This window comes from Bradyrhizobium sp. URHD0069 (assembly GCF_000701345.1).
Lineage (GTDB): Bacteria > Pseudomonadota > Alphaproteobacteria > Rhizobiales > Xanthobacteraceae > Bradyrhizobium.
The window spans coordinates 129648-141366 of sequence record NZ_JNIJ01000005.1; the positions used below are offsets into that span (position 1 = coordinate 129648).

10 protein-coding genes and 2 pseudogenes are annotated in these 11719 nt (G+C 63.1%); 7 read left to right on the top strand and 5 right to left on the bottom strand.

The genetic code is table 11. The annotated features are described in order from the left end of the window. Nucleotides 1–53 precede the first annotated feature (53 nt). Both N554_RS0100640 and N554_RS0100645 read left to right on the top strand, forming a co-directional pair. Nucleotides 54–1238 carry a DUF3734 domain-containing protein gene (locus N554_RS0100640; RefSeq protein ID WP_029581694.1) on the top strand — a complete coding sequence of 395 codons (1185 nt, stop codon included), beginning with the start codon at nucleotides 54–56 and terminating at the stop codon, nucleotides 1236–1238. 1 nt (nucleotide 1239) lies between these two features. Next, nucleotides 1240–2028: a 3-hydroxybutyrate dehydrogenase gene (locus tag N554_RS0100645; protein WP_029581695.1), complete on the top strand. Its 789-nt coding sequence runs from the start codon at nucleotides 1240–1242 to the stop codon at nucleotides 2026–2028. A gap of 85 nt (nucleotides 2029–2113) precedes the next feature. Here the strand turns inward: N554_RS0100645 and N554_RS0100650 are convergent, their stop codons facing one another. Next, the gene (locus N554_RS0100650; RefSeq protein WP_029581696.1) at nucleotides 2114–3502 is read right to left on the bottom strand and encodes a lipopolysaccharide biosynthesis protein; all 1389 of its coding nucleotides are present in this window, start codon (nucleotides 3500–3502) and stop codon (nucleotides 2114–2116) included. A 179-nt stretch (nucleotides 3503–3681) separates the two neighbouring features. Continuing rightward, on the bottom strand, nucleotides 3682–4521 hold the full coding sequence (locus N554_RS0100655; RefSeq protein ID WP_029581697.1) for a protein-disulfide reductase DsbD domain-containing protein: 840 nt from the start codon (nucleotides 4519–4521) through the stop codon (nucleotides 3682–3684). Between the two features lie 136 nt (nucleotides 4522–4657). Here N554_RS0100655 and N554_RS0100660 point away from each other — a divergent pair, with 136 nt between their 5' ends. Then, nucleotides 4658–5305: a YqgE/AlgH family protein gene (locus N554_RS0100660; RefSeq protein ID WP_029581698.1), complete on the top strand. Its 648-nt coding sequence runs from the start codon at nucleotides 4658–4660 to the stop codon at nucleotides 5303–5305. Between the two features lie 55 nt (nucleotides 5306–5360). Here the strand turns inward: N554_RS0100660 and N554_RS0100665 are convergent, their stop codons facing one another. Continuing rightward, a complete protein-coding gene (locus N554_RS0100665) occupies nucleotides 5361–6248 on the bottom strand; it encodes a TauD/TfdA dioxygenase family protein (RefSeq protein WP_029581699.1) in 888 nt (295 codons plus the stop codon). Between the two features lie 86 nt (nucleotides 6249–6334). Here N554_RS0100665 and N554_RS37755 point away from each other — a divergent pair. Continuing rightward, nucleotides 6335–6495, top strand: a pseudogene (locus N554_RS37755) (SDR family oxidoreductase); the annotation flags it as partial. A 122-nt stretch (nucleotides 6496–6617) separates the two neighbouring features. After that, complete coding sequence (locus N554_RS0100675; RefSeq protein WP_029581701.1) at nucleotides 6618–6986, top strand: CsbD family protein; 369 nt, start codon at nucleotides 6618–6620, stop codon at nucleotides 6984–6986. Between the two features lie 120 nt (nucleotides 6987–7106). On the opposite strand, the gene N554_RS0100680 is transcribed toward N554_RS0100675, so the two are convergent. Together N554_RS0100680 and N554_RS35210 are read right to left on the bottom strand one after the other, a co-directional pair. Beyond that, a complete protein-coding gene (locus N554_RS0100680) occupies nucleotides 7107–8759 on the bottom strand; it encodes an SGNH/GDSL hydrolase family protein (protein WP_029581702.1) in 1653 nt (550 codons plus the stop codon). Nucleotides 8760–8917: 158 nt separating this feature from the next. Next, nucleotides 8918–10344, bottom strand: a pseudogene (locus tag N554_RS35210) (lytic murein transglycosylase). Between the two features lie 206 nt (nucleotides 10345–10550). On the opposite strand from N554_RS35210, the gene N554_RS0100690 reads away from it, so the two are divergent. Together N554_RS0100690 and N554_RS0100695 are read left to right on the top strand one after the other, a co-directional pair. Next, complete coding sequence (locus tag N554_RS0100690) at nucleotides 10551–11435, top strand: UTP--glucose-1-phosphate uridylyltransferase (RefSeq protein ID WP_029581703.1); 885 nt, start codon at nucleotides 10551–10553, stop codon at nucleotides 11433–11435. Continuing rightward, nucleotides 11432–11716 carry a DUF7662 domain-containing protein gene (locus N554_RS0100695; RefSeq protein ID WP_029581704.1) on the top strand — a complete coding sequence of 95 codons (285 nt, stop codon included), beginning with the start codon at nucleotides 11432–11434 and terminating at the stop codon, nucleotides 11714–11716. Before N554_RS0100690 ends, N554_RS0100695 begins: the two co-directional genes overlap by 4 nt. Nucleotides 11717–11719: the final 3 nt, after the last annotated feature.

Genomic DNA, 11719 nt, shown 5'->3' on the forward strand with positions numbered 1-11719 from the left:
CCATCGCGAACTGTCGCCACGCTGCACTCGTTCATTGGTATTGATCGACGGTCATGGCGGATATTTCCCATCCTTTGCCCGCAAGGACGCCTGCCAAGGCGCAGCGCGTGCTCGTTCTGCAGGGCGGCGGCGCGCTTGGCTCCTATCAGGCCGGCGCCTATCAGGCGCTGTGTGACCACGATTTCGAGCCGGAATGGATTGCCGGCATCTCGATCGGCGCCATCAATGCCGCGATTATCGCCGGCAATCCGCGCGAAAAGCGCGTGAATCGTCTCAACGAATTCTGGGAGATGGTCTCTTCCCCGGTGCCCTGGAATCCCATCACAAAGAGCGACCGCGGGCGTTCCCTTTTCAACGAGACCAGTGCCGCGTTGATCGCCACGTTCGGCGTCCCCGGCTTTTTCACGCCGCGTTTTCCCCCGGCGCCGCTTTGGCCGCCGGGCAGCCCGCAGTCGCAAAGCTACTACGACACCACGCCGCTCCGCGCGACGCTGGAGCGTCTGGTCGACTTCGACCGGATCAACGACTTGACGACACGGCTCAGCGTCGGTGCGGTGAGCGTGACCACCGGCAAGTTCAAGTATTTCGATAATTTCGAGTTCAAGAAGCTGGGCAAGAAATTTGGACCCGAACATATCATGGCGTCCGGCGCGCTGCCGCCGGGCTTCCCATCCATCATGATTGAAGGCGAACATTTCTGGGATGGCGGCATCGCTTCCAACACGCCGCTCGATTATGTCCTGGATGCCGAACTCAGGAACGATCTCCTGATTTTCCAGGTCGATCTGTTCAGCGCGCGCGGCCTTCTGCCGGTTTCGTTGCTTGAAGCCGCCGAGCGCGAGAAAGACATTCGCTTTTCCAGCCGCACCCGCATGAACACCGACAAGAACCGGAAGATCCACAACACCCGCAAGGCGCTGCGCGAGCTGATGGGCAAGCTGCCCGATGATCTCAGGAACGACCCGTCGGTCGCGATTCTGTGTGAAGCCGCCAAGGAAAACACCGTCACGGTGGTGCACCTGATCTACCGCAGCAAGAACTACGAATCATCTTCCAAGGATTACGATTTTTCACGCATCGGCATGATCGAGCACTGGGGCGCGGGCGAGCGCGACGTTCGTCTGTCGATGCGCCACAAGGAATGGCTGGAGCGGCCGCAATCCGGCGAAACCATGGTGACTTACGATCTTACGGGGGACGACGCCAAAATCCTCGACGGCAAACAGGAGAATAAATGAAATGGGTACATTGACAGGCAAGACTGCTGTGGTGACCGGTTCGACCAGCGGCATCGGACTGGCGTATGCGCGCGCCTTCGCAGGCGCCGGCGCCAATATCGTTCTCAACGGCATGGGCGCGCCCGCCGACATCGAGAAGGAGCGGGCCGGCATCGAGTCCAACTTCAAGGTCAAGGCGGTTCATTCGCCCGCCGACATGACCAAGCCTGCCGAAATCGCCGCCATGGTGGCACTGGGGGAAAAGACGTTCGGCTCGGTCGATATTCTCGTCAATAATGCCGGCATTCAGTTCGTATCGCCGATCGAGGAGTTTCCGATCGACAAATGGGACGCCATCATCGCGATCAATCTGTCGTCGGCGTTTCATAGCATCCGCGCTGCAGTGCCCGGCATGAAGAAGCGCGGCTGGGGCCGCATCATCAACACGGCCTCGGCGCATTCACTGGTGGCCTCGCCGTTCAAATCGGCCTACGTGTCGGCCAAGCACGGCATCGCCGGCCTCACCAAGACAGCGGCGCTGGAGCTTGCGACCTTCAAGATCACCTGCAACTGCATCAGCCCCGGTTATGTCTGGACGCCGCTGGTCGAGAAGCAGATTCCCGACACCATGAAGGCGCGCAATTTGACCAAGGAGCAGGTCATCAAGGACGTGCTCCTGGAAGCGCAGCCGACCAAGGAGTTCGTCACCTCCGAGCAGGTCGCCGCGCTGGCGCTGTTTCTCTGCGGCGACGACGCGGCACAGATCACCGGCGCCAATCTCTCGATCGACGGCGGTTGGACCGCGGAGTAGGGCTAAGCCCTCATGGTGAGGAGGCGCGCTTGCGCCGTCTCGAACCATGGCCGGATGAATCTCATCCTTCGAGACGCGGCGCTCCTCAAGATGAGGGGGAGCTCGCGCGCTTGCCGAACGCCAGCACGTGCAAACCAAGCCGCTTCCGCACGATCCAGAACAGCAGCACGGTTTCGAACACGAGCGAGATCGAGGTCGCGGCGGCGGCACCGTGGCCGCCGAAGCGCGGGATCAGCACGACGCAGAGCACCACGTTCATGACAAAGGCCAACGCATAGGCCAGCGCGCAGATATGCTGGTGGCCGAGCATGTTGAGGAGCCGCTCGACCGGGCCGATCGCGGAGCGCACCACGAGGCCAATGGCCGCGACAAACATGATGTCGTAGCCGACGACGAATTGCGGCCCGAACAGCCACAAGAGCGGCTTGCCCAACGCCAGCAGCAGGATGGTTGCGGCGAGCGACGGCCAGAACGTCCATTTGATCGCATGCGCGACATAGGCCGACAGTCGTGCGTTGTCGCCGAGAGCGTGATACTCGGCGAAACGATGCGCCGTCGTCGCCGACATCGCGTAATGAATGAAGGATACCAGCGCCAGCGTCTTCACCACGGCGAAATAGACGCCGACTTCTTCGGAGGAGCGAAACTGCTGCAGCACCAGCACGTCGGTGTAGGACAACAGGAGATAGAAACCTTCGACCATCAGGATCGGCAGCGAAATCGCGAGCCATCCGCGGAAATCGTAAGCCTTGGGGCCCGCCTCGACGTGGCCGGCAAGCCGGCGGTTCAGCACCACCATCTGCCCGATCATGGCGATCCACACCGCGGCGGCGCTGGCGAGCATCGCAGCGGTGGCGCCGAGATTGAAGCCGAGCGCGAAGGCGCCGGCGGTGATGCCGATGATCAGCGACTGGCGAGCGATGAATTGCGGGATCAATCCGAGCCGCATCCAGTCGTGCGAGCGCGCGATGCCGTCCTGTGTGTTGGCGACCACGAACGCCGGCAGCGTGATGCAGCCGATGTAGAGCGGCAGAACAGTGCTTGCGTCGATCCACGGCGACAACAGTCGTACCACGCCCGCCAGCAGCAGCGAGACAACGGCAGACACGGCAAAAGTCATCCAGCGGCTGCCGGAGAAAAAGCCACGCAGCAACGCATCTTCGCCACGGGTGCGATATTCGGGTATGATTTTTTGCGCGGACGCCGAGATGCCGAAATCCATCATGCTGCCGAGCAGCAAAACCCAGGTCCAGACATAGACGTAGACGCCGTAATCCGAGCCGCCCATCCAGCGCGCGAGCAGGATCTGCGAAAGATAGGCCAGTGCCGCGCTGAAGACGCGGACCATGAAGACCGTGCCGGCGAGCCGTTTGGTCACCGACGCTTCGCTGGAACCGCCGAGGAGCCCACCCAGCATCGATCGCAGCCGCGCGGTCGCGCCGGTCGGCATTACTGTTGGGGATTGTGTGTCCATCACGGCCACAGTGGGAACCTTAAGCACCGCATGGATGCGGCGTTGATCGGGCCTATCAACGATTCGTTAAGATTCGGTCTCTTGGCGTCATCCCGGCGACCGCCGCGACCCATAGTTACCGTTGTTGCAGAAGGTGTTTGCGAGCGCGAAAAGCCACCGTTCGCCGGGACGATGGGGCGCTAGTTCAAATTGACATTGAATTCGTAGGGGCGCTCGCTGCCGACAAGCGTCAATTTGAGCGCCGCACCTTCGGGGTTCACACCGGGAGGTACGCCATCAAGCTGAAAGGCGAAGCGCTTGACCCCGGGCGGACTGTGTTCGAGCAGTTTCGGAACCGGCAGCGCCCAGTCCGGCGTGGGTCCTTCGACAAACAGGTTGACCTTCCTGGCGTCGGGGACGGCCACATCGACCAGCACCGTGGATTTGCCCTCGCGCTTGACGTCAAGGATGGTCACCGGGTTGGGGTCGCCGACATTGGCCGGCTTGGGCACCGTGTCCAGCGCTGCGAACAGCGCGCTGTCCTCGGTACTCGCCACGCTGGCGATGGCGAGTTCAGCATTGGCTTCAACGGGAATGCACAGTTTCTCACAGACCGCATAATGGATATCGACGCGAAGCGTCACCGGCTTGTCGGCATTTTTCGCGACGATCCGCAGCGGCAGCACGACCTGATGTTGATAACCTAGCGAGTGGCCGCCGGCGCCGTCGTCAAATTTCATCGGGGCCGGCCACAGAACGGTCACGGCCTCGATATTTTCCGATTTGGAGAAGTCGAAGCGCGGCGGCACGCCGGAATCGCCGGGCGTCCGCCAGTAGGTTTTCCATCCCGGCTCCAACTGGAAGGCGATACCGCCCAGCAGCACCGCGCCGCTGCGCGAACCCGCCAGCAGCCGCACCGCGGAATGTGCATCCCGTTGCCAGGGCGAGGCATCCTGGGCGTGAGCCTCGATCTCCAGCGACGACGCCAGCACAATTGCGGCAAAGCCGAGCGCGGCGCGCATGGGAACCATGACCATCATGAGACGTCTTTACAGGCAAGCGAGGGTGCAAACCATTGAATTGCTTGTGATGCAATTCTGGATGCGGCGAGATGCTTGATTGACAGAACCGGTACCCGATATCAGGATGCGCATCAACACTTAGAGGCCTTTGCGGATGGATCCTGAAGGCAAAACACCAAGGACTGTTCGCCGCGAAGGCGACGAACCTGGCGATAGCTCGTCCGATCGCGGTTATCTCGACGGTCAGCTGCTGATCGCGATGCCGGTCATGGGCGATCCGCGCTTCGAGCGCTCGGTGATCTATCTCTGCGCGCATTCTTCCGAAGGCGCCATGGGCATCATCGTTAATCGCCCTGCCGGCAGCATCGACTTTCCCGAATTGCTGGTGCAGCTCGACATCATCAAGAAGGCCGACCAGATAAAGCTGCCGGAAAACGCCGAGACCATGAAGGTGCTGAAGGGCGGCCCGGTCGAGACCGGCCGCGGCTTCGTGCTGCATTCGAGCGATTTCTTTATCAAGGATGCGACTCTGAAGATCGATGACGGAATTTGCCTGACCGCCACCGTCGATATTCTTAAGGCGATCGCGAAAGGCGCCGGGCCGAAGCATGCGATCCTGGCGCTGGGCTATGCCGGCTGGGCGCCGGGACAATTGGAAACCGAAATCCAGGACAACGGCTGGCTGCATTGCGACGCCGATCCGGACCTGATCTTCGGCGACGTCGAGGAAAAGTACCTGCGGGCGCTGCGCAAGATCGGAATCGATCCCGGCATGCTCTCGAACGAAGCCGGGCACGCGTAGTTAGCCCTGAAACAAATTGCCAATCGTCCCCGCGAACTTAGGGGCGACTGGATGCCTACTCCGCCGCCTGCTGTGCAACGGTCGGCGCGGTGCCGGCGACCGTGGCGCGGCGCATGTCGCGCGGCTGCGACTGGTCGTAGCGCCGCACGCGGTGCATGGTCTGGCGATTGTCCCACATCACGAGATCATGCACGGTCCATTTGTGAACGCGGACGAATTCTGGCTTCGTGGCGTGCTCGGTAAGATCGCGCAGCAACAGCCGCGCCTCCGGCATGCTCATGCCGACGATGGCGCCGGCATGCGACGACAGATACAGCGATTTGCGGCGGTGCACCGGATGCGTGCGCACCAACCGCTGCAGCACCGGCTTGAACATCTCTTTTTCTTCCTCGGTGTAGTCGAGAAAGCCGAGCGAGCCGCGCGAGTACATCAGCGAATGCTCGCAGATCAAATCCTCGATTTCGGCCTTGGTCTCGTCATCGAGCGCGTCATACGCTGCGCGCATGTCGGCGAATTCGGTGTTGCCGCCCTTGGGGTTCACTACGCGCGCCGACAGCAGGGAAAATTTCGCCGGAATGGGGCGGAACGAACTGTCGGAATGCCACAGGCAATTGCCGAGATTGAACAAATGAGGGCGGCTGTCGCGCGGCAGCGGCTTGCCGTCCTTGCCGAGGTTGGAGACGTCGTTGAGGCCGGTATTAAGCCGAGAATCCTGCGGCTTGACTATATTGCCGCCATGCGGATTTTCGCGTTCGCCAAAATTCAGCGCGAACGCCATCTGCTGTTCGTCAGTGATGTCCTGATCGCGGAACAACAGCACGGCGTATTTATCCATGCCGGCTTCGATGTCGGCGGCCTCCTGTGGGGTCAGCGGCTTTCGCAAATCGACGCCGGACACCTCGCCGAAAAAATGCGGGTGAAGCTGCCGGATCAAGACGGTCATGGCGTTTCCCCTGATCGAGACGAGCGGTTGCTCCGCTCTGTGGGTAAAAAACTACTTCCGGGCGTCGCGATGTCAACGTTGCAGCGACGGCAGATCCGAAGCGGCTCGAAGGCGCAATCGAGCGGATACCGCTGAAACGGCCGGGAACTTCGGCCGCATGGCGGGCGCGGCGCTGTTTCTGGCGTCACCGCTGGCCTCCTGCATCGTCGGCCAAACCATGGTGGTCGACGGCGGACTGATTCTTTAAGCGCCGGAACTGTAATGGGCCTGATCGGTTAGCTCCCCCGAGAATCATCTCAGGGCGCGTATTTCCGCGAAAGGGAAACCGGTTTTGCGAACAGATACGCGCCGAACAACAAGGAGATCGCGATGGACAAGGATCGGATAGCTGGCTCGGCAAAGGATTTCGCCGGTAAAGTCGAGGGCACTGTCGGCGATGCGGTGGGTGACGCGAAGACTCAGGCTTCGGGTCGCGCCCGTGAGGCCGAAGGCGCGGTGCAGAATCTGTACGGCCAAGCCAAAGATGCCGCGCGCGAAGCTACTGATACCGCCGCCGGCTACGCCAAGGACGTCTATGAGTCGAGCGGCGACACGTTCCGCGACGGCTCCCAAGCCGTAGCGAAAAGGGTGCAGGAAAATCCGCTCGGTGCGCTGCTGGTCGCGGGCGGCATCGGCTTCGCGCTGGCCATGATGATGACGCGCCCGCCGCGCCGCCCACCGCAGCGCTGGCGGTATTAGGGGTAAAGAGCACCGCTCGTCATCCTGGGGAGCAGCCACTTGGCCGCGCTCGAAGGATACGACAGATGCGGCCTCATGGAGAGACGCGCCACGACGCGCTCCGCTCCATGAGGTCTCGGTTCAGCGCCCGAAAAAGCCCGAAAACCACGCCGACGGTCCGACATTGCCCGGCGGGCGCGGAACATCCGGCCCGCGCGGTGGGGCCAGTTGGCGCGGCGCGTTGCCAAATCCGAAAAACTCCCGCGGCGACGGCGAGGCCGACTGAATCGGACGAAGCTTCTTCGGCTTCGGCGGTGCCGCCGGTGGGCCCAGAGCGCCAACCGTTTCATCCGGTGAGACGGAAGCCACCGGCGTTTCGCCCTTGGCCTGTTCGCGGCCGACTTCGCGGCGCGGCCAGACAAAATCGTCGGCGCGGCCGGCGGGCGGCGCAAGCGGCTCGCCCTTGACCAGCGTGCGCGCCGCAAGTGCATCGACCGCCGCCGGACGCGAACCGGCGCCGCCGAGTAATTGATCGGTGCCGACAGAGGAGGCCACCAGCGGCAGGATCGGCCCGGCCAGCGGGCGCGGCGCCGGCTGACCCGGCAGCGCATTGGCGTCCGGCGTTGCCGGTTCGCTCGGCAGCTCGATCGGGGCCGACCGCCCCGCCAAGAGCCGTGTGATCTCGCGCTCGACATAGTGCGCGAGCTTGCGTGCGCCGGCTCTCGTGAAATACACGCCATCCTGGGAGCGCAGCCGGCGGATCTGGCCCTCGAAGTCCGGGCCCTGCTGCAGGAAGCGGCCGGCTTCGTCGACAAATCCGTCCCAGACATCGACATAGGTGATGCCGGCCTTGCCGGCGGCGTCGCGATATAGCGAATCCAGGAACAACGTGTCCGCCGTCGCCTTGGTCCCGCGCACGGCGGGAAGCCCGACCCACAGCACCGGCACACCCTTGGATTTCAACACGCCGATCATCTCTTCGATTTTCTTGGTGTAGAGCTCGACCCAGCGTTCCTCGCGAAACTCATAAAGGCCGTTCGGTGAGCGCGCGCTTTTCTCCGGCGCTATCACCGGCGGCGCATCGCCGTTGTCGGCGGCATCGTCCGGCGACAATTCGGCATCGGCCGCCTTGTCCTCGGGCTTTCCGGCGGCGTTGGTTGCGCCGTCCGGCTTCGCGCCGGATTTCGTGTCGGAAGGCTTGGCATCCGGTTTGGCCTTGGCGTCCTTCTTGTCGGCTGCCGGCTCGCGCATTGCGACGCGGTCGTTGAGGCCGAGCATCACGACGATGGCGTCCGCCTTCTCGGTCGCGAGAATGCCCCGGGCCGCAGCGGCCCAGTCGGCCGGCTCGCCCTTGGGCTGATATTTGATGAGGCCCGAAACGGTCTTGTGCTTGCGGATCACGCCCATGTCCGGCTGTTCGGCGTAGGCGTCCTCGAGACCATAGGCGAGCCAGTCCGCCATCCCGTCGCCGAGCACCAGCACGTTGCGCTCCGGCACGGTGTCCCGCTTCTCGGGCGGCGGCGCCTTGGAAAAATTCTCCACCCGCTTCGGCGCCTGCTGCTGGTATGGCGCGAAGAAATCGCCGCCGAACCAGCCACCGCCGCCGCCGCGTGGTAGCGGCGCCGGCGGCCGTGGCGGTCCGCCGAAATTTCCGAAATTTCCGAAATTGCCAAAATTGAAAAACTGCGCGGAAGCCGGCCCGACGATCCCCAGCAACAGCGCGACCGCAACGGCCAGCACGATCAGCGGGCCGCTTTCAGTGAACACCCGGAAAAAGGATTTTGGTTTCGACATGCGCTCGGTCGCAGTTGATCGTCTGGTGATCACTATAATAGCGGAATCGGGCCGCAAGCGGGCATACTTTCCCTCATAAGGGAGCATCAGCCGCCGCCGTCAAGGGCGCCGCGCAAATGTCATCAACAAGGTTACTTTCGGGGACCGGAAGGTTGGTTTTACCGCCTCCGGAGCCGCTCCAGCACGTCGGAGGAGGCAAATCCGTCCGCAGGGGCCCCGATCGAGGCCTGGAAGCCGCGCAGGGCCTCCCGCGTCAGACCGCCGAACTGGCCGTCCGGAACGCCGCGATAGAAGCCGCGCTGCGCCAGAAGCTGCTGCAGTTCCAGCCGCTCGGCGCGTGACAACTCCCGTTCCTGCCGCGGCCAGGGCTGCACGAACGGCGCGCCGCCGCGCAAGCGGTCGGCGAAATGGCCGATCGCCAGCGCATAGGCTTCCGCCGGGTTGTATTTCATGATTACCCGGAAATTCTGCAGCATCAGGAAGCCCGGGCCCTCGGCGCCGGCGGGCGCCAGCAGATAGGCTTTGTCGGTGGGGTGCGGGAACGGCTGCCCGCCGGCGCGCTTGAGCCCGAGATGCTCCCACTGCGCAATCGTCATCGCCTTGGCGCGGTCCGCCAGCATGTAGTTGAAGCCGGCAGGCAACACGACCTCATAGCCCCAGGTCTGGCCGGTCTGCCAGCCGTCCCTTTTCAGGTTGTTGGCGGTGGAGGCGATCAGGTCGGCAGGGCTATCGACCACGTCGCGGCGGCCGTCGCCGTCGGCATCCACCGCGTAGCGCTTGAATGCAGTCGGCATGAATTGTGTCGGCCCGAAAGCGCCGGCCCAGGAGCCGCGCATCTGTTCGGGGCGCAAATCGCCGCGATGCAGGATTTCCAGCGCCGAGAGGAATTCATCCCTGAAATATTTCTGGCGGCGGCCGACGCAGGCGAGCGTCGCGGTGGATTGCAGCACGCTGCGATCGCCGATCTGGGTGGAGTAGTTCGACTCGATGCCCCAGATCGCGGCGAGCGCGTAGCGGTCGACGCCATAGGTTTTTTCCACCGCCTCGAACTGCGGCCTGTATTTGGCGAGGATCTCGCGGCCTTTTGCCAGGCGATTGTCGTTCACCAGGACGTCGAGATAATCCCAGATCGACTTGGTGAATTCCGGCTGCGAGTCCATCAAATCCATGATGCGCAGATCGGGCGTAAGGTCTGCGGTGAAGCGCTGGAAGCTTGCTTGCGAAATGTTGCGCGCGCGGCGTCCGGCCACATCGAAGCAACGCAATGGTCGAAACTCGCCGCCGCCTCGCGGATCGCGCTTGCGGTCATCAGCGGATGGCCGGAGGCGCCGTCCTCGCCGCTCCAGGGCGGTGGCGCGCTGCTCGCAGCCGGCGCGCCCGGGGCCTGCGCCGAGGTGCCGGGCCGCTGACCTGATGGAGCGCTCTGGCCGCCCTTCGAAAGCGAGCCGCTGAAGATGTTGTCGAGGAAGCCCAAGGGGCCGCCCCCGCTCGACTGCGCGCGCGCCTCGCCGCACAGGAACAGCGCTGCGGCAAGGATAACGACACCGGTTCGCCTGTTTGCCAATAGTCCTGCCCGTCGCATCATGTTCCCACCGCACTCCGGAATATCCCGCTTTCAGGAGGTGTCGTCACCATTTCAATTGGTTTAACAAAGGTGAGATTTGTTGCCGATTCTTGGCATTTCTTAAAGCGAGGGGACCGCCCTCCACACATCCGCCTTTGTTCCCGGCTGCAAAGCGGCTACCACCGTGCGAACCAACGCACCTCTCTTGGAAGCACCCCGACAGCCACATGAAAATCCGCAAAGCCGTCTTCCCGGTCGCCGGTCTCGGCACCCGCGTCCTGCCCGCCACCAAGGCGATGCCGAAGGAAATGCTGACCATCGTCGACAAGCCGCTGATCCAGTATGTGGTCGACGAGGCCAAAGAGGCCGGCATCGAGCATTTCATCTTCGTCACCGGCCGCAACAAGGGCGTCATCGAGGACCATTTCGACCGGATGTTCGAACTTGACGCCACGCTCGCCGCGCGCGGCAAGAAGGCCGAGATGGAGATTTTGGCGCGCGACCAGCCTGAAGCGGGCGCCATGAGTTTTACACGGCAGCAGGCGCCGCACGGCCTCGGCCACGCCGTGTGGTGCGCGCGCGACATTGTGGGCAATGAGCCGTTCGCGGTGGTGCTGCCGGACGAGCTGGTGCTGAACACGCCGGGTTGCCTCGCACAGATGATCGAGGCCGCCAGCCAGCTCGGCGACAAATCCAACCTGATCGCGGTGGAAGAAGTGCCCGCGCATCTTACGCATCAGTACGGCATCTGCGGCGTCGGCAAACGCCACCGCCACGGCAACATGTTCGAGATTGACGGCATGGTGGAAAAGCCGCCCAAGGGCACTGCGCCGTCCAATCTGTCGATCACCGGGCGTTACATCCTGCAGCCGGAAATCTTCAAAATACTGGAAACGCAGGAGCGCGGCGCCGGCGGCGAGATTCAGCTGACCGACGCCATGATCGGCCTTTCAAAAACCCAAAGCTTCTACGGCGTGGAGTTCGAGGGTGAGCGGCACGATTGCGGCTCCAAGGCCGGCTTCCTCCGCGCCAACATCGCCTACGCCATGGCGCGCGACGATTTGCGCGACGGCTTGCGCGCGGAGATGAAGAAGTATCTGGACCTTCCGTGAACGATTACGACGCGCTGCGCGATTATCTGAAGAAGCAGACGCTTTCTGAGTTCGTGCTGACCTTCGAGCAGATCGAGGAGATCATCGACGCGGCGCTGCCGCGCGCGTCGCATCGCGCGTCGTGGTGGGAGACGCTGCGCAGCCCGCAGGAAAAGATGCCGCAGCGCGAAGCCTGCCTGGCCGGCGGCTACATCGCCACACGGCTCACGGATGGGAAGAGCGTGCGGTTCAAGCGGATGCCCCAACACACTCGTCGTCCCCGCGAAAGCGGGGAGCCATAACGA

Coding starts and splice junctions, on each gene's coding strand:
- N554_RS0100640 (WP_029581694.1), top strand. CDS start 54: ATGGCGGATATTTCCCATCCTTTGCCCGCAAGGACGCCTGCCAAGGCG.
- N554_RS0100645 (WP_029581695.1), top strand. CDS start 1,240: ATGGGTACATTGACAGGCAAGACTGCTGTGGTGACCGGTTCGACCAGC.
- N554_RS0100650 (WP_029581696.1), bottom strand. CDS start 3,502: ATGGACACACAATCCCCAACAGTAATGCCGACCGGCGCGACCGCGCGG.
- N554_RS0100655 (WP_029581697.1), bottom strand. CDS start 4,521: ATGATGGTCATGGTTCCCATGCGCGCCGCGCTCGGCTTTGCCGCAATT.
- N554_RS0100660 (WP_029581698.1), top strand. CDS start 4,658: ATGGATCCTGAAGGCAAAACACCAAGGACTGTTCGCCGCGAAGGCGAC.
- N554_RS0100665 (WP_029581699.1), bottom strand. CDS start 6,248: ATGACCGTCTTGATCCGGCAGCTTCACCCGCATTTTTTCGGCGAGGTG.
- N554_RS0100675 (WP_029581701.1), top strand. CDS start 6,618: ATGGACAAGGATCGGATAGCTGGCTCGGCAAAGGATTTCGCCGGTAAA.
- N554_RS0100680 (WP_029581702.1), bottom strand. CDS start 8,759: ATGTCGAAACCAAAATCCTTTTTCCGGGTGTTCACTGAAAGCGGCCCG.
- N554_RS0100690 (WP_029581703.1), top strand. CDS start 10,551: ATGAAAATCCGCAAAGCCGTCTTCCCGGTCGCCGGTCTCGGCACCCGC.